The organism is Apilactobacillus ozensis DSM 23829 = JCM 17196, assembly GCF_001435995.1.
Classification (GTDB): Bacteria; Bacillota; Bacilli; order Lactobacillales; family Lactobacillaceae; genus Apilactobacillus; species Apilactobacillus ozensis.
In genome coordinates this window covers 49,129-72,322 of record NZ_AYYQ01000036.1, presented here as the reverse complement: position 1 = coordinate 72,322, position 23,194 = coordinate 49,129, and the positions used below count along the sequence as shown (strand labels likewise).

Genomic DNA, 23,194 nt, shown 5'->3' with positions numbered 1-23,194 from the left:
TATTTGTATATATTATTATTTATTATTAAAAAGAAACCTTTGAAAAATTAATGATTTTTCGAAGGTTTCTTTTTTATTTTTCTACTTGATGTCATAACTATATTGTATAATGATTTATTTGCTAACTAAATCAGACTTTTTAAGGTGATTAGTTTTTCCTGGGTGTAAGTATATTTTATGTTTTTTAATAGTTTTTTTCTTAACATGTTTAGCTTTTTTATTTTTTTTATTCTTTTTATTGTTAATAGAATTTTTTAAATCATTGATTTGCTGTTTTAAGGAATTTATTTCTTTTTTATTATTGAGAAGTTCATTCTTTAAATATATTATGCTTTGATTGTTGTCATATTCATCTGGGTTACTATTTTGAATTATCCCTGTTGAATTTTTAGTACTTTCCTTACTATTTTCTGTTGCGTCTTTAAATATTTCAGACATTGTATTGTATATACGCATTAATTTAGTATATACATCTGAGAATTCATTATCTTCATAGGCAAAGCCTTTAACACTTTGTAAAAATTCAAAATCATTGTAAACATTTTTAATGTCTTCAAACGTTTCTTTTGATAATGTATTTTGATTTAATTTATTTTCGTATTTACTTTTATAAATTTGAGACATTTTCATTAGTTGATTGTATTAGTTTTGTAATTTTATAATATTGTTTCTTAGAGTATTGTCGTTATATTCACTTTCTAAATTATTCAATACTTCATTACATATGTCTAAAGCACCTTTTTTGGAGTATTCAATTTGTTGTTTGTTTAAATTAGAATGAACCATTATATTATTAATATAATTTTTTAAACTATCTACTTTTTTCATTGTACCTGATAAATAATATATGTTGATTGAGTAAACTTTATTACTCAGTTCGTTCATGTCATCTCTATTTTCGGTATTTGAATCAAAATTTTCAAAAAAATATTTGTCTTTATTTATTGAATCTATTTGAGATTTTAATCTACTGTATCTGTCATTTATTCCGTTAATTGATTTATTTACCTGATTACTTAGAACTTGTTCGTATTGACTCGCTAATATTTCAAGACTGGCATCGTTATATTTATTTTTAAAATCATTTATACGTTGTTTGTCATTTTTTTGTTGTTCTTGTTGTGACCAATTTGCTTCATCAGCCTTAATTGTTTTTGAACTTAGAGAACCCCCAAAAATCATTATTGCCATTGGTGCAATTAGTAGTGACTTTTTATCTATATTTTTCAAAGTAATAAACTCCTAATTATGTATTTATAAAATGTTAACGTATTATTCTATCATTATTTTAGGATTTAAATCAATATGTTATTTAGTTAGACCGTGTTTATGATATATTTAGTTTATCTAATAACGTTTGGAGATTTATATTTGAAAAAGAATTTTGATGTTAATATTTTAAAAAAAAGTAATATCGCTTTTAAATAATATAAAATCATGTGATTCTAACGTTAGTAAGGATTTCTTTACTTACGATAGAACATCATTATCTTATTCTTCGGTTTTAATGGAAGACGTTGTAAAGTATATAATATTGCATGCAGATTCGGGATTTTATTTTTCAGAAAAAGAAGATTTATCTAAAAGTATTATTAATATATTTTCTAATGGTCTTACATCTAATAAAAATGATGATTTAATTTTTAAAGATATTATGAATTTAATTAATTCAGAGCCTAAAGTGTTCTTTTGTATAATACCGATACATGGTGTTATCTTGGGGAAAAATTATAATTTTGGATTTGTTAATTTTTATCCTGCCGAAATGAAAAATAAAATTATAAAAGCTAATTATAATAAAAATATTACTAAATTTTTAACTAGCAAGAGTAGTAAGGTTGGCGATTTTGATGGCGAAAATTTTGTTACCATAAGTGTAAAATCATTATCATCTCAAAGGGCTTCCGAAATAGCAGTTTCTGAGGTATATAAAGCACTTAATGTTATAAAATTTCTTTTTAATTATAATTTAGATGATTTATATCAATTAGGCGTAGGTAAAAAGAGTTCATCTATATTCGATAAAGAATTTATAGTTGGATCTAATGAATTAAATAAGGCTTTAAAATCACATCCTTTTAAATTTCTTCCTTTTAGCGTAAATTTCAATAAATTAAATGATAATGGTAATGAATATCTAAATAAAATGTTTAGCATACAAAGCAAAATTTACAACAATGAAAAAACTTTACCACTTGAAAGATCTTTATTAAACGTCGTAAATTTAGTGGCTTCAGGATTATATACTGATGATTATAATACCAGTATGGTTAAATTTATGTCGGCAATTGAAGCTCTTGTTGAACAAAAAACATTCAATCAGAGCATAACCGAACAGGTATGTGAAAGAACTGCATTATTGATTGGTAAAACTTTTGATAAAAGAAAAGAAATTTATACCAAGATGACTAAACTTTATAATAAAAGATCCATTATTAGTCACGGTGGTACAATTAGAGTTACTAAATGGGATGTTGATTACCTATTTAAAATATCTCAGTGTTTGTTTTTTTACTTTTTAGATAAATTTGATTTCTTTAATGATTCTAATAAAAAGGAAAAACATACTCTTAAAGATTACATTATTAAATTAAAACTAAAATAGAAAGTAATTCTATGCATTTATAAATTATAGTATTATAATTTATTTAAGGAGATGAATTATAATGACTCGTAAATTTTTATCCAGAAAAGTTCAGGATATCTTACAATCAGGTGGCAATACTCCTTTGACAATAGAGGAAATATTTTCCAAACTTGACGAAGATTGTACAATGGGGACTTTAAAATCTGTTTTAAATGGGATGGTTGATCATCATAAGGACTATTTAGGTAGTAGTAAAGATATTGCTTACTATAAAGTTAATAACTCAAAGGGTTATTTCAAAAAAGGTGATTTAAAGCCACAATTGGAATTGTCAAATAATAAATATTCAGTAACTGATGAATATCTTGAATTTTCCAAAAATCAAAATAAAAGCTTAAGCAATTAATTCTAGGGCCTTAAGCTTTTTTGTTATCTAAAAATAAAATCCAACTGATATGGTGGGGTAGTCATTAACTCCCACAATATCCACGATAGGACTACAAATGCAATGATACCAACAATTATAGTTAGTAAAGTGGGTAATGCAGCTAATAATTTAAACATAAATCTCCTTTCTAAATATATTTACAACAAAAAACAGTTCACTTTTCGTGACAACTACTGTATAGTTATAAATATAAAATTACATAGAAAAAGAGCGTTGATAGATAATTATTGCAAGTAATTATCTATCAGCTTACAAGTAAACCGACTACCTGCTCGCCTTTTAACGCTCTTAATAAAGTTATATAACTTATAAATTGAGTATATAACATTTTAGGGGCGGTTTCAATCTTTATTGTGCATAATGTATGCAAGGGTGTGGCAAGAGTATATCTTGTTGCACTCTTTTTTTATCTAAAGGGGATAAATCAAATGACACAATTCATACAAGTTGAAACACCAATTTTACATAATCAAGCACTTAATTCTGATGAAAAACTAGCTTTATCATTAATCATGGATCGTATGAAATCATCAGTAAAACGTTCGGAATTCTTTGATCGTAAACGTCAAGCCCACTATGTTATTTATTCAGTTGATGAGTTAGCTCAAACGCTTAACATCGGTAAAAATACTGCTGTGAAAATCTTAAAACATTTAGCTACGTTGGGACTAATTATTAAGCAACGTGTTTTTAGTCATGCTACTCGCATCTTTTTACCTGATACTAAACCTAGTAAAAATACCCAAAGTTTACATTCTACAATTACTAAATCCCAAAAAGTAACATCTAATCAAAACACTTTTAATCAAAATAAATCTACAGATGACACAAATGACACTAACAATAACGTTGAAAAGCTCAATCATGATGCCTTGGATACATTAGCAGCAGGACTAGTGCAACAGGGTGGCCTGCCCAAACGGTTAGTTGAAATTCTGCAAGTGTATGCATTTGGCAGTCGTGATAAATTATATGAATATGCTAGTTTAATTTTTAAAGCTAAACACGCTGTTAGCAAGCGAGCAAGTCGTTTTATCGAAAATGCATACAGTCCGTTTCGGTTTGAAATTAATCATTTACTGACCGAGAAGTTAACCGCCAGTATGCAGTCGATTATCGTAAATGCTAATCGTAAAGCACATAATCCGAATGGATACATCATGAGAGCGTGTATGCAGTTATTTGACGAACAGGCGAATGCCTATTTAGCAATGCAATAATAGAATCGTTTACGCTAATTTGGTGAATAAAGTCCTTTCTGATAAGATGTTAGTATTATTGGAGGGATTATTAAATGGATTTTTTTAATCATCATATTGTTGCTTTTTTAATTATTAGCGTAGTTTTAATGTGCATATTTTGTACACTGTTTATGATGGCTATCAATTATTATCGAATTAAAAAATTAAGTCAATTTATTTCACAAGCACCACAGATTGCAGCTAATATGCAACCTGGCCAAACGATTGTTAAAACTCTAAAAACGACTAATGATGAAAAAGTATCAGCATTTCTAGCTCCATTTACTGCTGATAAATTTACCATTAACGTAGGTAGTCGTAAAATGGGTGGCACTAGAATCAATTATAATACAGCTAGTCAAATGTATAGTAGGTACGATGATACGCGTTATTTAACGGTGTTAACGATTACTAAAAAATCCTAACAGGACTGACTGCTAAGCTTTGTAGCTATTCATTTTCCTTCTAGATGTTTATAATAAACATTGGAGGCGATTATGGATTTTTTGTGAACAATGTGGTCATAAATTAAATGCAGGGGTCAAATTTTGCCCCAAGTGTGGTTATCAAATTAATGTTGCATCGGAAGTTAATAAACCTAAGAACATAGATGTTGATATTCCAGTACCTGAAAATTACCATAAGAAGTTGAATCGTGATTTAAAAGCACCAAATATTCTTACATATAAGCATAATATGGGCTTGGATACAGGCATTGAAAATGTTTTCATTGGTCAAGTTGCTGATATGAAAAAGATGTTGATATCAGTGTGTTGGGCTATGCTGTCGATTAAATTTTTCATTTTTTCATTTGAAGATGAAGGAATTGTTATGCTAGATTTAGATGAGTTTGGCTTTTTTAATGGTAAAAACATTTTTATTCCGCAAGCCGAAATTCAAAACATTAAGTTTAGGCATGGAATGTTACGCCGAGTGCTACAATTTACCGTGCGTAATGAAACTAGTAAGTTCTATTTGCCTAATTTAGTACTAGGTTCGCCTTATCAAAAAGAGAATCTAAACAATTTGCAGTCAATTATTGATAAATACTAACTTAAATATATAGATTTAAAAAACCTCACTACTTAATTTTAGTAGTGAGGCTTTTTTGGTTTACCTATTTTACAACGTTAAACCATTTAGTATTCAGTTGCTTACTCATTTCCCAAAATGATTTGTGAGAATGCTTAAAGCCATTACCAGTTATTATCCAGCCCCAACTAGCGCCACCATTTTGAACTTTAATGATGCTGCCTTTTCTCAATAACTTAGTTTTTAAAATAGTAGTATTGTTAGCCCAACTACCATTTTTTAAAGTTACTAGCTGTGCCTTAACTTGTTTAGTTACCTTAACAGTTCTAGCCTTGTTCCAGTAGCTAGAATTAAAGCCTGGTTTACTGCTAGCACTTACACTGGTTCTCATAGCCATCATAGTTAATGAAAGTAAACATACTAATCCAATTAATAATTTCTTCATTTTATCATCTCCTTTGATATGTATAATTAAATCCTTTATCACAATAACAGCACTTAACAATGATACAATGTTTCTATAAGTTATTTTTTAATAAAGAAGGATTGAAATGAAATTTTCAAAGAAAATAGTATGTTGGTCAAGTTTATTTTTTGTACTACTTTTAGGTATTGGTCTAGCTGGTTGTGGCAAGCAGCAAACTAATGCACATGGCCATGATTATGTGAAAATATATAATCGTCATGATAAATTAATTAAGACCTTGAGTAATGCTAAAAGTATTGCGTATTTTTCAGACTTCGTAGGCGATAAGGGTGGGGACTCAGTTGATTCCAAGCCCGTGAAAACTTCTGATCACGCTAAAGTTATTTATCGATATTTAATGCATCAAAACAAGGGTAATGTGAATGTAACAATGAAAGCTTTTTCGAACGTAAAATACATGACTGTTAGCAACATCGCTGGAATAGTTGGACCAGTTACCTTTAGAGTGTCCAATAAAGAGTTTCATACTTTCAACCATCCAAAAAAGCTGATACGAAAATTGAGTAAGTAATAATGGTATAATTTTAGAATGAATTAAAATTGCAAAATAAAAAGTAAGTGAAGTATAAAAGACTCAGATATTTAAAGTCTGAGCCTTTTTGATGTTTTAATTTTTATTATTAAAAATTTTTTTATGAGTACCGATATGGATTGCAGTTAAAACTAGATCACCATAATTAATAGAATAAGTAATAATTATATCGTTAATTTCGGAAGGCTTTTTATTTTTGGGTGTGTCTCTAATGTGAAACTCCCTGTAGTCACTTAGCTCTCCATTTAATTGATGATCTCTGAATTCACTTGGTAGCTCATAGTTTTCCAATAGTATATCTATGGCGGACTTTACTTCTGAAACAATTGATTTATCTAACTTAGCTAATCTCTTTAATTCAACATTGAAATCCTTACTAGGTCTAAATCTTAGCTTACTCATAGAATTGGCCCCAGTAGTTATCATCAGATTTTACTACTGGATCAGGAGAGATAAATTTTTGCCTAATTAGTTGATCTCTTGCAATAGCATGTTCTCTAGAGCCTTCTTCTGATCTAGCATATTTTTCTAACCAATTTAATTTATTTTGATTAACTACAGCAACTGATTCATTATTACTTCTAGTTACATACACGGTTTCGTTATCTTCATTAATTTGATCTAAATATTTTTTTAGTATATCAAAATATGTAATTTAATTATTTTTATGTATTGTAGAGGTATAAATTTTTTAAATTTATGTTAGCATTAGATTAAACTATACATAGGAGTGATACGTATGGACATGTCTGATAAAAGTAGTTATGAAAGAATAGAAAGTTTAGCTATTTGGAACACGCCTGATATTAAAAATTTCGATTCTTTAAATCCAGATGATAAAGTTAATGCTTTTAAAAATGTTTATAAGTCTAATTTTTTTAACTATGATTGGATTGAAGACAGAAATATGAATGCTGTGGTAGTCGCATGTAACCCTGGAGATTTATTGCCAGAAGGGGAAATGATGAACTTTCATGGTCCAAAGTCCAGCCAAGATGCTCGATTAGCTTCAGTTTTATACGGTACTAAATTTTGGGGAAGTTACATGACTGACTTAAGCTCAGAAGTCAGCAGCGATATTAAAAAAGTTAAGTTGGATAACTCCAATGTAGAGCGTTTTTTGAAACGAATACGTGAAGTAGGTATAGCTGACGATGCGCCTATCATAGCCTTAGGGAACAAGGTTTTTGAAGCCTTTTGTAATTATTCTGGCAATAAGTTTAATAGTAGTTTATTCTCTGTGATGCTTGGCAAGCATCAAGTTAAAAGAGTTTATCATTATTCAGGTGCCAATCCTCATTGGAAATGGGACATTGTCCGTAAACAAATAACTGAATAAACTTTTTAATGGTTTAGAGGAGATTTTATGAATAAAACTAAGGCATGCTTAAACTTTTCAATTATACTGCTTGCTATCTTTCTTGGTAATCTTGTTCTTTCAATATCAAGTAGGTTCTTAACTAATTTTAGTGTTTGGTTTCCAAGAACTTTAGGTGCAATTGCGGCAGCATTAACTGCTGCTTTTGGGATAATAATTTTAGATTATTTTTATAAAAATTAATATTTTGAGAAATAGAAATATCATAATACCAGTTGGAGTGAAGTTCATATTAAAATACGTAGGATAATAGTAAATACGTTAATAATAATTATTAATCTTGCATATATTTTTTCCAGTATTTTCCCATTACTTATCGTGTGGGATTCTGGAAGTAATTATCTAACAAGTAATCAGATTCATAATATAGTTACTATTAATTTATTAGCAAGCATGGTTTCTGTTTCTATAATAATGATGATTGTGTTTATAAATATAAAAATAAAAGCGTTTTTTGCTGTAGCTACAATTGTGTTTGTAATCCTCACTTTAACTACTAATAAAGATTCTGGGATGACTATAATCTACTTGTTTCCAATGTTTTCTTACATTGTGTACCTGACAATGTTTGGTTATGAAAAATTAAATAAATAAAATTATGTTAATAACTTTAAACAGGCTATCAACTCAAATAATGAGCTGATAGTCTTTTTATATTTGACTTAAAGTATTTAATTTGCTAGCATTTTTTAAATTGATCGAGGAGAAAAATATGAAATCATATAAAAAAAGACTTGTCGTTTTCTTCAAGGCTTTAGGATTTACTATAAGCTTATTTAGTTCATTTTTAATTTCGGGAGACTTGGAAATGTTTATTTTCGCTCTAGGATTTTTAATTATTATATTCAGCGGTTCGCTATCTTCATATTGTTTAAAAATATTTACATGGATTAAGGAGAAAAACAATGGGGAAGAAAAATAACGATAAGCATTACGGATTAATTATAGGTATTTCGTTAGGGTGTTCTTTAGGATCTGCTTTGAACACTATTTTAAATAACATAATCTGGTTATCTTTATGTATAGGCGTAGGTATTTGTATAGGGGTCTCTTTTGACCAAAGCAAAAAAGGATAGTAACTCAAATAAATGAGCTACTGTCCTTTTTATGTATCTTATTTTAAGTGGATTTCATTTCTAAATTAAGTAGATATCCATGTGTCATTACGCTTAGCTTTAAGTGAAAAATAAATATCGTAAATGCCTAAATAATTTTGGATGCCTAAGCAGAAGTTAATCCTAATAATGCCTTATTCTTGGATCACTCCTGCATACGCGGGAGTGATTCTTGTTCAAATAAGCCACTCTGCAAGTTTTTGTTAACTTTATTTCACACATTTAGATAGTTTCCTTCAATCAAATCTTTAAATTGTACAAAAATTTTATTTATCTGACGTTTTTATCCAAATCCAAACAGCCAAAGGCATAAAAGCACCAACACAAAATTCTAAAAGATAAATCCAAACGTGGAAATAATTCAAAATTTGAAACAAAACAATTAAGCAACCAATGTAAAATAATCCTTCAATAATAGCTACAGCCAATCTAACAGTTCCACTTAACGAACCGAATATAATTTTAAACAGCATTTTTGACTCCCTTTATATTTTAAATGTTGTGATTGTATTTAATGGCACCATAATTTTTTATAAATACAATAAAAATTCTACCATAACTGGGTTAATGCGTATATAAGATAATTATTTTATGACTATAGGTTTAACAACATTATTTTAGTATGTTAAGCTCTATGGAAATACATATTTAGGAGATTTTATGATAAATAAATTTATTTCAGTGATTATATTGTATCTAATAGTTATATTCTTATTACCATTGTTTATATTTGTTTTTATAGGTAATACTCCATTTATAAAAAATTTAGTACAAGCATTATCATTCGTCTTTAGTGTTTTCTTTATACTAATGTGTTATAAATATTTAAAAAAATAAGCACCAACTTTATTATAAAAAAGAGCCACTGGAGATATTCCAATGGCTCTTTAATTATTGATTAATTTTTAAAATACTCGACAATTATTTTCTTAATAAAATCAATATAATTGATAAATGCAGATTTATTTACATATTCATTCACCATATGACTGCTTTCATTACCTGGTCCAACTTGAACGATATTCATGTGTTGGTTTTCAGAAACAAATGTAGCTGCATCTGTAGTGCCTGCGACGGTTCTTAGGGTTATTTTTTGATCAAAGAATTCAGGTGTATATTTAGAAACTAAGTTAATAATTTTAGAATTTGTATTAGTAATGACGGGTGATAATTTACGCAACAATTTGAATTCTAAGTTCATATTTGGTAGTTGATTTATTTTATCAATCAACGCTTTCAGGTCACTAATAATTTTATCGGCATCATATAATTTAGTAGTTCTAATTTTAGCGGTAAGTTTAGCATATTCAGGGACTGAGTTGATTTGTTCACCACCGGTAATCATGGAGTTTACTGGGACTATCTTTCCTAAAACCTTATCGTCATGTTTCATCAAATCATCAAAGTATTGCTTTTGTTGATTTAGGTAGTAATTTAAATTATCGATAGCGTTAATACCTAAATTGGGCATTGAACTATGCGCTGATTTGCCATGTGAAACTATTTCATAATCTAAGACACCGTTTTGAGCAAAAATAGCAAACTGAGTTTCTTTGCCACCAGTGGGATTAGATAAGCGCGAAGGTTCGGCGACAATTAATGATTCAATATCTTGAATTAATCCGCGACCTAATAAATCTGCAGCGCCTAATTGTCCTTTTTCTTCACCACCGGTAGCGATTAGACGAACTTGTCCAGGAATAGATATTTTTTCGTCATGTAATTCAATTAAAGCGATAACAATTGCGATTAAGCCACTTTTCATGTCAGAAGTTCCGCGACCAAATAATTTATCATTAATTTCAGTTAACTTGAAAGGATTATTTTTCCAAGCACTAATTTCACCGCTGTTCACGGTATCCATATGGCCAGTCAATGCTAATATACTTTTACTTTCATTAGAGCCAATCGAAGTTATTAAGTTAGATCGATTAGGAGCAAAAGGCAACTTTTCTGATTTTATGCCATGTTGATTAAGTAAATCTTGCAAGTAATTAGCCAGTTGTTCTTCATTATTATTTTCGGTATTTATTGAAACTGTTTTTTCTAAAATTGATATTCTTTCTTGATTGTTCGTAATTAAGAGTCCCTTCATAATTCATAAGTCAGCTTAATCTTAGCATATTTTTATCTGTAAATTGCTAATTTAGATTACGTACCTGATAAAACCTTTTTAATATACAACAATATCTACTTTAATGATTATTTATTTGACTTGAAGTTAGCTTTAAGGTTTACGATACTCTTACAAATTACAAAGGAGTATTTTAGTATTATGAATAGAAATAAATTTGGAATTGTTTTACCTATAATTCTATTAAGCTATTTTATGATTTTATTAGATAATTCACTTATTTTTACTAGTACAGTTAAAATATCTAATGAATTAAGTTTAAGCCCACAAATTCTATCATGGGTTACTAATGCTTATGCTTTAACATTTGGTGGCTTTTTATTATTAGCGGGTAAGGCTGGAGATGTGTATGGGCGGAAAGTAATTTTTTTGCTGGGCCTGATTATATTTAGCGTAGGTTCTTTAATGGTAGGCTTATCTATAAATGGTCTAATGATTATTTTGATGCGTGCTGTTCAGGGATTAGGATCCGCAATTTTAGCTCCCACAACTTTAGCTTTGTTAATGGATAATTATCATGACGAAACGAGAACTAAGGCTATTGAATACTATGGAGCGACTGGTGGTTTGGGAGCCAGTTTAGGTTTGGTGATTGGTGGTTTAATTGCCAGTTACTTTTCTTGGAGATATGGATTTATTATAAATGTACCCATAGGAATTATTATGTCGATTTTAACTATTAAGTATGTTAAGGAAGATACCAAAATTAAAGAATCTTTAGATTGGCTAGGCTCATTGTGGTCAATTTTGGGATTGAGTTCACTTATTTATAGTATTACTGTCAATAAGAATAGATTTATATTTTTAGCTTTATCAATATTATTTATAATTATTTTTATTTTGCAAGAAAAGCGCAGTAATAATCCAATCATGCCATTAGAAATATTTAAAAGTAATGAGCGCAGTAGTGCTTATATTGCTAGATTCTTTTTCTTAGGTGCTATGATTGCCTATTTCTTTTTAACTCCACAAGCAATGCAAAAAGTTTATGGATATACACCGCTTTTAGCTGCAATCGGCTTTTTACCTGAAACTATTCCGCAATTTTTAAGTGCAACGTTATTAACTAGATTGAATCATAAGTATAGCAATAAACAGTTTTTACTATTTGGAGTTATCACTACTTTTATAGGACTATTAACGGGAACGCTAATTGGAGTTGAAAATGGATATTGGCTTTCAATAGGCATTCCTATGGTTATTATTGGAATTGGTCAAGGCTTTTCTTTAAGCCCATTAACAGTTTCTGGAGTAGCTAATACCAATGCAAAAATATCAGGTGCAGCTTCAGGCGTTGTAAATACGGTTCATCAAGTCGGTAGCTCATTTGGATTGTCTGTAGTTATCGCTTTGACTGGACACTATGTTTCTCCGGTTGAATCATTTAATCATTCATTAATTGTTATAACTGGATTGATGTTGATTGCTGTAATAGCAGTATTTAATATTTCATTTCAAAAAAATTAAAGGAGTATATGTATTATGAATATTTTAATAATTGGCGCAACAGGTTCTATTGGTAAAGCAGTAACTCACAAGTTAGTTAATGAATATAATGTAAACTTAACGTTGTTTTCCAGAAAAGCAACTACATTACCTAAGCTGGATAATGTATCTAGAATTAATGGTGATGTAATGAATTACAATGATTTAAAATTTGCTATGAATAATATTGATACAGTTTTTATTGCGTTAATCGGGGATTTACCAGCAATGATAAAAAATATAGTTAGGGTTGTTATTGATACTTCCGTTAAAAAAATAGTTTTTATTGCTTCAATGGGAATATATAATGAAATTCCTGATACAATTGGTGCGATGGGAAATGTTAAGTTTAATGCAATGCTTAAACCATATCAAGAAGCTGCTAAAATTATAGAAAATAGTGATTTAAATTACACTATTATTAGACCCGCTTGGTTTGATAATGGAGATGATGAATATGAGATTACAGCTAAGGGGAGTCCGTTTGGTGGACATAATGTATCTAGGAATGCGATTGCCGATTTAGCAAGTAAAACTTTAACTAATTTAAACTATGCTAATCATGAAAGTTTAGGAATTAATCGACCAGAATAGAGGGGAATATAATGAACATTAAAGAAGCTTATAAGATTACTGGTGTTTCTTCTTCAACTATCCGATATTATGAAAAAGAAGGGCTAATTCCATATATCAGCCGTGACAAAAATGGTGTTAGAGATATCGACGAACATATGATACGTAGGATTAAATTTATTAAAACAATGCGTTTAGCTGGCATGACTATTGAAGCTCTAAAAAAATATATTAAACTTTTTGATTCAATGCAAAATCATCAAAAAGAAGAGCTTCAACTATTAAAAGAACAAAAAGCTATTATGGAAGAAAAAAGGGATGACATCCAACTAGCGATTAATCATTTAGACTATAAAATCACTAACTTTTATGACCACACAGCTCAGCTAGAATCAGAAATAAAGCAAGCTGAAAACAAAGATATACTTAATAATTGAATTTATCATCAATTAATCACTGTTCAGTATGAACTTCCATGTAGTCACAGTTTTGTTCAGCTTTGAATAGGGATGTGAATTTGAGAAGAATTTTTATCAATTATAGAACCTATGAGTATTTGATTAATCATAGATTCGATAAAATTTTCCAATAATCCAGTAACAAGTATAATGGTGCAAAAATTTACTATGTTAGAAGTTTTGGAGATTAAACTATTTATATAGGTGGGTTGTCTAATTCTGCTAACCATATGATTCTATATGAAATATCTTTATCATAATTTATAAAAATAAGCATCTTAAAAGTTTTTAGATTTTAAGATGCTTATTTTTTTATTTAATGTAATGTTTAATTGAAATTTATTTTTAACTAATTGTTTTTTTACTTTGATCAATTTTATTGATACATTGTCTTAAATATTTTTCAAAATAGATTCGATTTTTAATTTTTGCTAAGGGATTCATGTAATCAAAATAATCAGAAAGATAAGATGGAATCATTACAGATAAAAAAACAATTAAACCAGGCAAAAATGCAAATAAATAAAGCCACTTTTTTGAAAGACTGTTTATATACTGATATAAAAAAGTTAATAAGTATCCAGAAGTAATATACTTTGTAATTTTAATTAGTGGATATTTAACAGTATGCTTAGTTTTAATGTGTTCTAGTTCATCTAATGTATTTATATATTCACGCTTTGTATGTTTAATGACTATTTTTTCGGGATGTTTACTGAAATAAGACATACCATTTTTCCAGTTACCGTTGTGAAAATCATAATAAATGGATAAAAAAGTATCCGTTAAAAATCTTTTATCTACTGACAATACACGCTTTTTGGTTTTGATTTTAGTGTCTTCATTTTCATTATGTTTTAGCAACTTTGAACGCCTTTCTGTTAATTGTCGCCTTTTTAATTTTTATATTATTAATTATAGAACATAATTAATAATATAAAAAATTAATTTAAAAATTGTTGTTGACTTTGACCTTAGTCAAACTAATATAATTCATTTAAAGGTTTAGAAAGGAAGTGACATTAAATTGTCAAATTTAACGATTACAGAAATCAGCAATAAATATAATATTAATCAAAATACAATTAGATATTATGAAAGAATTGGTTTATTGCCACGTGTACCTCGTCAAAGTAATGGTAATCGATATTATAATGATAAAATGCAAAAATGGTTAGAAATGCTTTTATGTTTAAGGCATTCGGGAATATCTATTGAGGTTTTGTATGAATACGTTGAGCTTTTACAAGCTGGTGATGCTACTTTAAAAACTCGTGAAAATTTATTAAGAGACCAGGTTAATATTTTAGTTAGTAAGCAAAATGATATTCAAAAATCAATTGACCGATTAAATAGTAAGATTGCACTTTATAATAGTGGCGAGATAAAAAAGCACAAAAGTTATTTTGAAGAATATGAAATAGCCAAGGAAATAGAAAAAGATAATAAGAATAAGCAAAATTTAACACATAAACACTAAGGAGTTTGATAACGTATGAAAGTCCAAGTTTTAGTATTTCATCCAACAATTAAAACCTCACATGTTAATAAATGTCTTGCTGATAGAATATCTGATCAGCCTAATATTAAGATTAGTTATATGTATGATTTGTATCCGGATTTTAATATTGATATTGAAACAGAGCAAAAGAAGTTGTTAAATGCTGATAGAATAGTTTTACAATTTCCTATGTATTGGTATAGTAGTCCTTCGCTTTTAAAAAAATGGTTGGACGACGTTTTAACACATGGATGGGCTTATGGATCTAAAGGTAATGCTTTAAAAGGAAAAGAAATATTAATAGCAGTTTCACCCGGAGCAAAAGATGAATATTACCGACGTGAAAGTGGATTTGGATACACGGTAAATGATTTTTTAAGACCGTTTCAAGCCACTAGTAACTTAATTGGTGCAAAATTTTTAAAACCATTTGTAACAACGGGTGCATCGTCAATTAATGATGAAAAGTTATCAGAACAATCGAAAGTATATTTAAAGTATATTAATAATGAAAATATATCTTTGCTAGGTCATTTTGAATAAAGAAAGGAGCTTTTTATGTATTTAGTTAATATTAGAATTAATGATAATAATTTTGATAGTAAAATAAAAATGCATCGTGATTGGTTAAAATCTATAGCAAACCATTTATTTCTATCGGGAGCATATGAAGATAAAACTCATTCGGGTTTTTTAATTCTAAACGTTGATAGTATTGTTAGGGTAAAAGAGCTTCTTTCTAAAGATATTTTTTATCCTAAAAATGCAGATTATGATATTAATAAAATAAAAATTAATGTTTAAAAAAGGAGTTTTTTGATGAGTTTGGTAATTAACATATATTATAAAGGTAACAATGGTTCAGCTTATAAATTTTATAAAGATATGATAAATAGTGGTTTAGTTCAAAAAGTTAGGAATGAGCCTGGCAACATTAAGTACGATTATTTTTCTCCGATAAATGACTCAGAGACTTTATTATTAATAGATGAATGGAAAACAGCTGATGATTTAGATGCCCATCACAAAAGTAATATGATGAGTGAAATCGCTCATTTGAGAGATAAATATAAATTGAGTATGCATGTTGAAATGTTTACCAGACATAAAAATTAAAATGTATCATTATTTCTGAACAATAATTATTAATACATTTATAAATAATTATTCAAATATATTGACATTGAATAATTATTTGATAATAATATATATTCATAAATAATTATGCGGAGGAATATACATGCTTTCATTTGAAAATGATTATTCGGAAGGTGCGCATCCCCGAATTTTACAAAAATTGGTGGAAACCAACATGCATCAAGAAGCTGGTTATGGTGAAGATAGTTTTACTGCGCAAGCTAAAGCTAAAATTAAAACTGTAATTGATAATCCCAGTGCAAGTGTTCATTTTTTACAAGGTGGAACTCAAACTAATCAAATCGTTATTGATGCCTTATTAGAACCATATGAAGGGGTCATTACACCTGATAAGGGCCATATGAACGTGCATGAAGCTGGTGCTATTGAATATACTGGCCATAAATTATTATCATTGCCTACGGTTGATGGTAAATTAACAGCTGCGGAAGTTCGCAAATATTTAGAAACTTTTTATGATGATGACCATCACGAATTTATGGTGTTTCCAGGGATGGTATATATTTCTTATCCGACTGAATATGGATTGATTTATAGTAAAAAAGAGTTAACCGAGTTGCATCAAGTTTGTAAAGAGTATCAAATTCCGTTATTTATTGACGGAGCACGCTTAGGCTATGGATTAATGAGTTCAGCATCTGATATAACATTTAAAGAATTAGCGCAACTATGTGACGTGTTTTATATTGGTGGAACTAAAACAGGGGCTTTATGTGGAGAAGCAGTGGTCTTTACCAGTGATAATGAGCCTAAACATTTTATTACTACCATAAAACAACATGGGGCTTTGTTAGCGAAAGGTCGTCTGATTGGAATTCAATTTTTAGAATTGTTTAGTAATAATTTGTACTTTGAATTAAGTAAACATGCCGATGAAATGTCCCAAATAGTTAAAAAAGGATTCCTTGAAAAAGGTTATCGTCCATATTTAAATTCAGATACCAATCAACAATTTTTTATTGTAGAAGATACTAAAATTAAAGCTTTAGCACAAAAAGTAAGGTTTGCGCGTTGGCTGAGATATGATGATACGCATTCAGTCATTAGATTTTCAACTTGTTGGGCAACGCCTGAAAAAAATGTACAAGAATTATTGAAATTAATTTAAAAAAGTCATCACTATTATTTCGATAGTGGTGACTTTTTGTTTATTCCATTTCTAATAAAACTTTCCCAATATTTTGACCAGATTTAATGTAATCGTAAGCTAATTTGACGTCTTCCATCTGGAATACCTTATTAAAACTAGGTGTTAAAGATTTATCTTTAAAAGCTTCGGCAGTATTTTGATTGAATTTAGCAATTAAATCCGCTTTATAAACATCTGAACGAGATGACAAGAGCGTTCCGGTAATTGATAAACGTTTTATCATTAGTTGCAATAAGTCGACTTTTTTAACTTCATTACCACCAAGATTTCCAATCAATACCAATTTTCCATCGATTACTAATGAATCAATATTTTGTTGAAAATAGCTAGCTCCAATAAAATCTAAAATTAAATTAACACCTTGTGTGTTAGTTAGATTGGCCACTTCTTCGGCAAAATCTTGAGTTTTATAGTCGATTGCGTTATCTGCACCATTATTGATGCAAATCTTAGTTTTGCTGCTACTGGAAGTAGTAATGATTTTAGCATTAGCAATCGCTCTAGCTAACTGAATAGCAGCTACACCAACACCACTCGCTCCAGCATGAATTAGTACGCTTTGATTAGATTGTAAATTACCGATATTAAATAATGCTTGGTAGGCAGTTAAGTAACTTTCAGGGATGCTAGCACCTTGACGGTAATTAATGTTATCGGGGATTGGAATTATACGGTCAGCACTAGTAGCCACATATTCAGCATAGCCACCTTGATCTAATAATGCAGCGACACGTTGACCAACTTCAACTTTGTCACTTTTGCTAGCAACTATTTCACCCGATATTTCTACTCCTAAGATTTTTTCATCAATTTTTTTAAAATTTTGGGCTTGCGTTAAATCAATGTGATTAATTCCAGCATTATGGACTTTGATAAGTACCTGACCATCAACAATAGTTGGAATATCAGCGTTTTCAATTACTTTGCGTTTATTAACACTTTTAGACGTAATAACTTTCATAATTTATTCCTTTCGTGAACTTTATTTATACTACTAACTTTAAATGTAATTTTTTTAGTTATCAAATAATAAGCACAAAAAATAACCAACTCCGTAAAGTTGGTTATCATAGGCTTTATTAATAAAATCCTTGTCCTACTAAAATAGATGGAATGTCGTATTTATTATTTTTAACGAACTGTTGTAATTGTTGATATGATTTTTCCGCAATCTGACGATTATTAGGATTCTTAATTTTGATAATTAATTTGTTTAATTTAGCAAAATCCTTTTGAAATAGTTTGCCACGTTCATTCTTATCTAACATGCGTAATTCCTGCTTAATGACTGGCTTTAAAGCTTTAATTTTAGTGTCTTTATGGTAGTAATCGATGATATAGTCCACGCTAACGTGGTATTTATTGTTTTTAGAGACTAATTCAATACTTTCAGAACCAGTCGCACCACTATATACCCAAACTTTTTTAACCTTAAAATTAATTTTATCTTTGACAATTTTGTTAGCTATTTTTTTATTATATTTATTTTTTTGGCCTAAAATTTGAATGTCATCGCGTGATGATGAACTAATTCGATATGCGTAGCCTTCTTGTTGCAGGCGATGAGTTACAGCTTTATCTACATAAATGTGTTCCGCAGGCCATTTCTGAATAGACTGATTGTCTGCTTTAACGCCAACGGTTAAGCTTAGTGCTAAAATAGTTGTTCCTGTTAAAAATAAAATTGATTTAGCAATATTTTTCATGATAATCACGCTTTCTAAAAACTATGTAACATTTTCGTAACAATTTATACATATAATTGTAATATTACTTTGAGAATTATACAACACTAAAGTTGCAATTTATTATAAATAAACTAAAATACCATTTAAACTAGATTGGTGGTGATAATTTATGATAGAAAAAATGAAATCACATCCCTTGACCAACGTTGGTAGTGTGTTAGCCATTTTTTTAGTAACTATAATCTTTTCTAATTTACCTGGTTTAGATGGCCCAACACCTGAATTGGGTTTCAGTTTAGGTCGATTATTTGATGGGGCACATGAAGTGTTTTTAGTAGTACTGTTATACATTGTGGCGTCATTATTTAAAAATAAATTTGTTTTACTATTTATCTATGGATTTGAATTAATCCGAATTTCTTACTTTGTAACTTTAGGAATTGCAGTTTTAAAATCTTTTGTGCTTAGTTGGGCGTTTATTTATTTCTTTATTGGTTTCATAATGCTCATGAGTAATTATCTGTTATATATGTACGTCTATGAAATTATAAAGTTGAAAGAAAATCAAACTGGATCTTTTGCTAAGCGTTGGCAATATGCGGCTGTGCATGCATTTAGTAATTATCGTTTATGGCTGATACTAACCTTGATGATATATTTCATGTCAGTGGTGATACTGTAAATCTAAGAATATGTTTTCATTTATTTGAGAACATATTTTTATTATTTTATTGTTGACTGATTAGTCAACAATATGTATGATAGCGATATGGGAAGAAGAAAAACATATGATGTAAAAAATATCATTCAGAAAATGAAACAAGTTTTTTTAGTAAATGGTTATAAAGCAACTTCTTTAGATGATTTAGTTAAAGCTACTGGATTGTTGAGAGGGAGTTTGTATGCCGAATTTGGCAGTAAACGTTCAATGTTTGTGTCAGTTTTAGATACATGTCTAAAGCAACATCTACATGATAAAGATACATGGGAGATTATTTTAATAGGGATGATGGAATTATCTGCACAAGATCAACTCGTGCGAGATAAATTAAAAGCTATCTTTGTAGATGTTAACGATGCTGAGTTGAGTGATAAATTAGGAAAAATGATAATTCAACGCAGTAAAATTAATGGAGATGACAAACATGAGTAATAAAATCACTTTAAAGGGTAATAAAATGATAGTTGAACCTAGCTCGTTGGATAAGATTTTTTCATTAACCAATAAGTTAACAATTCCATTTGAACATATTAATGGTGCCACCATAGATAAAGATATAGTTCATACTTATAAAGGATTAAAGCGTCCAGGCTTGTCAGTTTCAGGACAAAAGTGGTGTGGTGTTTTCCAACTAGATGGTGAGAAAAGTTTCTGGAACGTTTCCAAAAGTGAAACACCGCTGGTAATAACTTTAAATCATGAAAAATATGATTTATTAGTTCTGGGAATTGAAAATGCTAATGAAATAGAGAAGTTAATTAATAATTTATACTAAAAAAGAGTGGTAACAACCACTCTTTTTTGCTTATTCAATTTTTTCCATGTCAATATGTGGAATGCCATCCTCCAAATAGGTAGAAGATGTACTTTTAAATCCAAAACTTCCGTAAAATTTTTGCAAGTGGGCTTGTGCTTGAATTTTAATGGGTAGCTTAGGATATTTTTTATTAATAACATTGAGCGTTTCAGCAACTATTTTATTGCCTAGTCCCTGTTTTCGATAGTTTTTAGCAACGATAACTCTACCAAAAGATACATATTTATCATGATCGATAATTCTGGTATATGCATTAATATTATTTGTTTTATCATCCACCAGTACAACATGAATATCGTTTAAATCATCTGTATCGACTTCTTGATAAGGACAATTTTGTTCTACGACAAAAACACTGGTTCTCAACATAAAAATTTTAACTAGTTCCTTTGGAGTTAAATCATTAGTATTTTTAACTATTAGCATTATTTTGACCCCTTAACTTTAATTGTGTTAAACTCCTACCGATTACATTATAGAATAAAAGGGTGGTTTTATATATTAATAAAAATATTCCTAAATTAATTTTAATTTTGCTGGTCATAGTAGCAGGATTTTTATGGTGGCTTAGCTATACACCTAACATAACTGGTGTTTATACAAGTTCTAATAAGGGGAAGGTTTATTCTTTAACACTTGCTTCTAATCATGATGCAATTTTATATACATATAATCGTAATTCTAAAAGTACAGTAATTGGAAACTATACACAAAGTCGAAAATCAATCTTTATAGATTTGAAAGATAGTAGCAAAACTAAGCATATTGTTGGAAAAGTAAATGATAAGCATCAGCTTGAGTTTAAGAACTTTAATCCTAAGATATTTAATAAGTCGTGTGACTAAAAAGCTAGCATTCAAAATGCTAGCTTTTTTACATAAATATATGTTTAATAATTTACTATAATGCTTGAGTTACCAAATTTTTTTCAAACAAACTTTGATAGATTATTTTAATGGCCCGTTGATAATCTTTAGCATAAATACCAAATAAAAATTTAATATCATTGCTACTTTGATTAAACATAAATGAATTAATGTGGTGCTTTTCTAAAATATCAATAATGCGACGCTGCAATTTATTATTAGCCAGAACTTTTTGAGAGATTACCGCAACCAGGGCAATGTTTGATTGCACTTTAGCACTAATATTATTCTTAACTAAGAAGGCTTCTAACTGCCCTATTTTTTCGATATTTTTGACAAATAAGTTAATTGAATCGAATTCTGAGACCATACATTTTATTTCAAGATTGAATTGATTGAGTACATTTAAAATAGCAATCATATTGTTAGTTTCCTTAGCTAGGCCATACTTTTTAATGCTAATCAGACTATATTCCTGATCGCCAATTACACCAGTGATATCACTACTAGAATTTTGATTAGAAATGGTAGTACCAAGGCGGTGGGGATGGTTCGTATTACGAATTACGAGAGGAATATTTTTATTTTTTAGTGGATTAATTGAATCTTCTTGAAATACTGATAATCCCATATAGGATAATTCCTGTAGTTCGTCGTATGACAAACTATCAATTTTAACTGAGTTTTTAATAATATGGGGATCAACTACTTGAATTCCATCAATGTCAGTCCAATTTTCATATTTATCAACACCTAATAAATTCGAAATTGCTGCTCCAGATGTATCACCACCACCCCTGGGTAATAATTGAATTTCGCCATTAAAGTTCACACCATAAAAACCAGGAAAGACGATTTTATCGTCATTATGCATAATGTTGGCTAACCGTAATTGAGAAGCAACGTAATTAATTTGGCCATTTTCGATAATTAAGAAATCATTAGTATCGACAAAATGCCAGCCTAAGTAGTTAGCCATAATTTGAGCATTTAAATACTCACCGCGAGAAACTAATTTTGCGTAACTTAGTTTTTTTACATTACTGAAAGTATTTGTTACCAACAATTTTAAACTTTTATCTAAATTGAGTTCATCAATAATGTTATAAAAACGTTGCATAATTTCTGCATGTAAATTTTTAAAATTAATTGAATTGGGGCGGGCATGATACAACTTAATTAAAAGTTCAGTGATTTTAAAAGCATGCTGTTCATCTTTTCCAGGAGCGCTAACCACTACATATTTTTTATTTGCATCTGAATTTACAATATTTTTTACTTTTTTAAATTGATGACTATTAGCGACTGAGCTACCACCAAATTTTGCTAAAATCATACGTTAGCCTCCTCAAGTTTAGAAGAAATGTTTGCCATGAAAAGATTAGAATCGATTTTTTGTAGTTTCTTAATAATCTTATGGAAAACACCCACTGAAATATTTTTGATGTTGTAATAACCATTATCTGATTTGATAACTTGGTTTTTATCGAAGTATTTATCAATTGGTGCTTTGGTCCGTATGATGTATTCGCCTTGGGCAATGTCATTATTAATATTAATTTTGCTATCCAGAGGATAGTTCTTACTAATACAATTTTCTTGAATATCATTGATATCTTGGATGATTGCATTTGCAGTAGGTAACTTACCAGCACCTTGGCCCATGAAAGCTAGTTCGCCAATATAGTTACCGACTAATTTAATAAAATTAAGATTATTGCTAACACTAAATTCAGTCGCATCAGCTTTGTATAGGGTTGGCTCTACTACATAACTAAAATTATTGCCCTGACGATAGCTCTTACCGACTAACTTAACTGCAT

33 protein-coding genes and 2 pseudogenes are annotated in these 23,194 nt (G+C 29.2%); 22 read left to right on the top strand and 13 right to left on the bottom strand.

Going from position 1 to position 23,194, the window contains the following annotated elements:
• Positions 1–114: 114 nt before the first annotated feature.
• The gene (locus FD06_RS07050; protein ID WP_237757247.1) at positions 115–630 is read right to left on the bottom strand and encodes a hypothetical protein; all 516 of its coding nucleotides are present in this window, start codon (positions 628–630) and stop codon (positions 115–117) included.
• A gap of 12 nt (positions 631–642) precedes the next feature.
• Positions 643–1,230: a hypothetical protein gene (locus tag FD06_RS07045; RefSeq protein WP_056967049.1), complete on the bottom strand. Its 588-nt coding sequence runs from the start codon at positions 1,228–1,230 to the stop codon at positions 643–645.
• 304 nt (positions 1,231–1,534) lie between these two features.
• On the opposite strand from FD06_RS07045, the gene FD06_RS07040 reads away from it, so the two are divergent.
• From FD06_RS07040 to FD06_RS07020, 6 genes and pseudogenes are all read left to right on the top strand, one after another.
• Positions 1,535–2,605, top strand: coding sequence for a HEPN domain-containing protein (locus FD06_RS07040; protein ID WP_054658791.1), 1,071 nt, complete (start codon positions 1,535–1,537; stop codon positions 2,603–2,605).
• Positions 2,606–2,666: 61 nt separating this feature from the next.
• Positions 2,667–2,993 (top strand): hypothetical protein, encoded by a 327-nt coding sequence (locus FD06_RS07035; RefSeq protein ID WP_056967046.1) that lies wholly within the window; start codon positions 2,667–2,669, stop codon positions 2,991–2,993.
• Positions 2,994–3,463: 470 nt separating this feature from the next.
• A complete protein-coding gene (locus FD06_RS07030; protein ID WP_054658787.1) occupies positions 3,464–4,255 on the top strand; it encodes a replication initiator protein A in 792 nt (263 codons plus the stop codon).
• Between the two features lie 74 nt (positions 4,256–4,329).
• Entirely contained in the window at positions 4,330–4,701 is a 372-nt protein-coding gene (locus FD06_RS07025) for a hypothetical protein (RefSeq protein WP_056967045.1), read from the top strand.
• Between the two features lie 31 nt (positions 4,702–4,732).
• A pseudogene (locus FD06_RS07830) lies at positions 4,733–4,840 on the top strand (zinc-ribbon domain-containing protein); the annotation flags it as partial.
• Between the two features lie 84 nt (positions 4,841–4,924).
• The gene (locus tag FD06_RS07020; RefSeq protein WP_054658783.1) at positions 4,925–5,329 is read left to right on the top strand and encodes a hypothetical protein; all 405 of its coding nucleotides are present in this window, start codon (positions 4,925–4,927) and stop codon (positions 5,327–5,329) included.
• 64 nt (positions 5,330–5,393) lie between these two features.
• Here FD06_RS07020 and FD06_RS07015 read toward each other — a convergent pair whose 3' ends face one another.
• Complete coding sequence (locus FD06_RS07015) at positions 5,394–5,753, bottom strand: hypothetical protein (RefSeq protein ID WP_054658781.1); 360 nt, start codon at positions 5,751–5,753, stop codon at positions 5,394–5,396.
• Between the two features lie 106 nt (positions 5,754–5,859).
• Here FD06_RS07015 and FD06_RS07010 point away from each other — a divergent pair, with 106 nt between their 5' ends.
• Positions 5,860–6,306 carry a hypothetical protein gene (locus FD06_RS07010; protein ID WP_056967043.1) on the top strand — a complete coding sequence of 149 codons (447 nt, stop codon included), beginning with the start codon at positions 5,860–5,862 and terminating at the stop codon, positions 6,304–6,306.
• A 96-nt stretch (positions 6,307–6,402) separates the two neighbouring features.
• Here FD06_RS07010 and FD06_RS07005 read toward each other — a convergent pair whose 3' ends face one another.
• Both FD06_RS07005 and FD06_RS07000 read right to left on the bottom strand, forming a co-directional pair.
• Positions 6,403–6,729: a type II toxin-antitoxin system mRNA interferase toxin, RelE/StbE family gene (locus FD06_RS07005; RefSeq protein WP_056967042.1), complete on the bottom strand. Its 327-nt coding sequence runs from the start codon at positions 6,727–6,729 to the stop codon at positions 6,403–6,405.
• The gene (locus tag FD06_RS07000; RefSeq protein WP_054658775.1) at positions 6,722–6,982 is read right to left on the bottom strand and encodes an antitoxin; all 261 of its coding nucleotides are present in this window, start codon (positions 6,980–6,982) and stop codon (positions 6,722–6,724) included. Before FD06_RS07000 ends, FD06_RS07005 begins: the two co-directional genes overlap by 8 nt.
• 84 nt (positions 6,983–7,066) lie before the next feature.
• Between FD06_RS07000 and FD06_RS06995 the strand changes: the two genes are divergently transcribed.
• From FD06_RS06995 to FD06_RS06985, 3 genes are all read left to right on the top strand, one after another.
• On the top strand, positions 7,067–7,666 hold the full coding sequence (locus tag FD06_RS06995) for a hypothetical protein (protein WP_056967040.1): 600 nt from the start codon (positions 7,067–7,069) through the stop codon (positions 7,664–7,666).
• A 27-nt stretch (positions 7,667–7,693) separates the two neighbouring features.
• Positions 7,694–7,888, top strand: coding sequence for a hypothetical protein (locus tag FD06_RS06990; protein ID WP_054658769.1), 195 nt, complete (start codon positions 7,694–7,696; stop codon positions 7,886–7,888).
• Between the two features lie 529 nt (positions 7,889–8,417).
• On the top strand, positions 8,418–8,627 hold the full coding sequence (locus FD06_RS06985; protein WP_056967038.1) for a hypothetical protein: 210 nt from the start codon (positions 8,418–8,420) through the stop codon (positions 8,625–8,627).
• Between the two features lie 459 nt (positions 8,628–9,086).
• Here the strand turns inward: FD06_RS06985 and FD06_RS06980 are convergent, their stop codons facing one another.
• Entirely contained in the window at positions 9,087–9,293 is a 207-nt protein-coding gene (locus FD06_RS06980) for a hypothetical protein (RefSeq protein WP_054658765.1), read from the bottom strand.
• A 425-nt stretch (positions 9,294–9,718) separates the two neighbouring features.
• Entirely contained in the window at positions 9,719–10,915 is a 1,197-nt protein-coding gene (locus FD06_RS06975; protein WP_056967036.1) for an ArgE/DapE family deacylase, read from the bottom strand.
• A 180-nt stretch (positions 10,916–11,095) separates the two neighbouring features.
• On the opposite strand from FD06_RS06975, the gene FD06_RS06970 reads away from it, so the two are divergent.
• From FD06_RS06970 to FD06_RS06960, 3 genes are read left to right on the top strand one after another with little or no spacing between them, the layout of a single operon-like run.
• Positions 11,096–12,421 (top strand): MFS transporter, encoded by a 1,326-nt coding sequence (locus tag FD06_RS06970; RefSeq protein WP_056967034.1) that lies wholly within the window; start codon positions 11,096–11,098, stop codon positions 12,419–12,421.
• A gap of 15 nt (positions 12,422–12,436) precedes the next feature.
• The gene (locus FD06_RS06965) at positions 12,437–13,033 is read left to right on the top strand and encodes an NAD(P)H-binding protein (RefSeq protein ID WP_056967032.1); all 597 of its coding nucleotides are present in this window, start codon (positions 12,437–12,439) and stop codon (positions 13,031–13,033) included.
• 11 nt (positions 13,034–13,044) lie between these two features.
• Positions 13,045–13,449: a MerR family transcriptional regulator gene (locus tag FD06_RS06960; RefSeq protein WP_056967030.1), complete on the top strand. Its 405-nt coding sequence runs from the start codon at positions 13,045–13,047 to the stop codon at positions 13,447–13,449.
• 366 nt (positions 13,450–13,815) lie between these two features.
• On the opposite strand, the gene FD06_RS06955 is transcribed toward FD06_RS06960, so the two are convergent.
• Positions 13,816–14,334 carry a hypothetical protein gene (locus tag FD06_RS06955; RefSeq protein ID WP_056967029.1) on the bottom strand — a complete coding sequence of 173 codons (519 nt, stop codon included), beginning with the start codon at positions 14,332–14,334 and terminating at the stop codon, positions 13,816–13,818.
• 163 nt (positions 14,335–14,497) lie between these two features.
• Here FD06_RS06955 and FD06_RS06950 point away from each other — a divergent pair, with 163 nt between their 5' ends.
• The 5 genes from FD06_RS06950 to FD06_RS06930 all read left to right on the top strand — a co-directional run bounded on the left by FD06_RS06950 (position 14,498) and on the right by FD06_RS06930 (position 17,237).
• Positions 14,498–14,950 (top strand): MerR family transcriptional regulator, encoded by a 453-nt coding sequence (locus FD06_RS06950; RefSeq protein WP_054658193.1) that lies wholly within the window; start codon positions 14,498–14,500, stop codon positions 14,948–14,950.
• A gap of 15 nt (positions 14,951–14,965) precedes the next feature.
• Complete coding sequence (locus FD06_RS06945) at positions 14,966–15,514, top strand: NAD(P)H-dependent oxidoreductase (RefSeq protein WP_056967027.1); 549 nt, start codon at positions 14,966–14,968, stop codon at positions 15,512–15,514.
• Positions 15,515–15,529: 15 nt separating this feature from the next.
• The gene (locus FD06_RS06940; protein ID WP_056967025.1) at positions 15,530–15,775 is read left to right on the top strand and encodes a YciI family protein; all 246 of its coding nucleotides are present in this window, start codon (positions 15,530–15,532) and stop codon (positions 15,773–15,775) included.
• Positions 15,776–15,790: 15 nt separating this feature from the next.
• Positions 15,791–16,087 (top strand): putative quinol monooxygenase, encoded by a 297-nt coding sequence (locus FD06_RS06935; protein WP_054658191.1) that lies wholly within the window; start codon positions 15,791–15,793, stop codon positions 16,085–16,087.
• A gap of 124 nt (positions 16,088–16,211) precedes the next feature.
• Entirely contained in the window at positions 16,212–17,237 is a 1,026-nt protein-coding gene (locus FD06_RS06930) for a threonine aldolase family protein (RefSeq protein WP_056967023.1), read from the top strand.
• A 40-nt stretch (positions 17,238–17,277) separates the two neighbouring features.
• Here FD06_RS06930 and FD06_RS06925 read toward each other — a convergent pair whose 3' ends face one another.
• Together FD06_RS06925 and FD06_RS06920 are read right to left on the bottom strand one after the other, a co-directional pair.
• Positions 17,278–18,240 carry an NAD(P)H-quinone oxidoreductase gene (locus tag FD06_RS06925; protein ID WP_054658189.1) on the bottom strand — a complete coding sequence of 321 codons (963 nt, stop codon included), beginning with the start codon at positions 18,238–18,240 and terminating at the stop codon, positions 17,278–17,280.
• Positions 18,241–18,358: 118 nt separating this feature from the next.
• Positions 18,359–18,985 (bottom strand): hypothetical protein, encoded by a 627-nt coding sequence (locus FD06_RS06920; protein ID WP_056967021.1) that lies wholly within the window; start codon positions 18,983–18,985, stop codon positions 18,359–18,361.
• Between the two features lie 151 nt (positions 18,986–19,136).
• Here FD06_RS06920 and FD06_RS06915 point away from each other — a divergent pair, with 151 nt between their 5' ends.
• The 3 genes from FD06_RS06915 (at position 19,137) to FD06_RS06905 (ending at position 20,463) form a co-directional block, all read left to right on the top strand.
• Positions 19,137–19,649 carry a hypothetical protein gene (locus tag FD06_RS06915; protein ID WP_054658182.1) on the top strand — a complete coding sequence of 171 codons (513 nt, stop codon included), beginning with the start codon at positions 19,137–19,139 and terminating at the stop codon, positions 19,647–19,649.
• Positions 19,650–19,721: 72 nt separating this feature from the next.
• Positions 19,722–20,120 carry a TetR/AcrR family transcriptional regulator gene (locus FD06_RS06910; RefSeq protein ID WP_056967018.1) on the top strand — a complete coding sequence of 133 codons (399 nt, stop codon included), beginning with the start codon at positions 19,722–19,724 and terminating at the stop codon, positions 20,118–20,120.
• On the top strand, positions 20,113–20,463 hold the full coding sequence (locus FD06_RS06905) for a hypothetical protein (RefSeq protein ID WP_056967016.1): 351 nt from the start codon (positions 20,113–20,115) through the stop codon (positions 20,461–20,463). The genes FD06_RS06910 and FD06_RS06905 overlap by 8 nt, the downstream gene beginning before the upstream one ends.
• Positions 20,464–20,493: 30 nt before the next feature.
• Here the strand turns inward: FD06_RS06905 and FD06_RS06900 are convergent, their stop codons facing one another.
• Positions 20,494–20,931: a GNAT family N-acetyltransferase gene (locus FD06_RS06900; RefSeq protein ID WP_056967014.1), complete on the bottom strand. Its 438-nt coding sequence runs from the start codon at positions 20,929–20,931 to the stop codon at positions 20,494–20,496.
• A 62-nt stretch (positions 20,932–20,993) separates the two neighbouring features.
• Here FD06_RS06900 and FD06_RS06895 point away from each other — a divergent pair, with 62 nt between their 5' ends.
• A complete protein-coding gene (locus FD06_RS06895) occupies positions 20,994–21,350 on the top strand; it encodes a hypothetical protein (protein ID WP_054658177.1) in 357 nt (118 codons plus the stop codon).
• 55 nt (positions 21,351–21,405) lie between these two features.
• Here the strand turns inward: FD06_RS06895 and FD06_RS06890 are convergent, their stop codons facing one another.
• Positions 21,406–22,707, bottom strand: a complete 1,302-nt coding sequence (locus tag FD06_RS06890) for an amino acid kinase family protein (protein WP_056967012.1) — start codon at positions 22,705–22,707, stop codon at positions 21,406–21,408.
• Positions 22,704–23,194, bottom strand: a pseudogene (locus FD06_RS07755) (homoserine dehydrogenase); the annotation flags it as partial. The pseudogene FD06_RS07755 and the gene FD06_RS06890, both read right to left, overlap by 4 nt.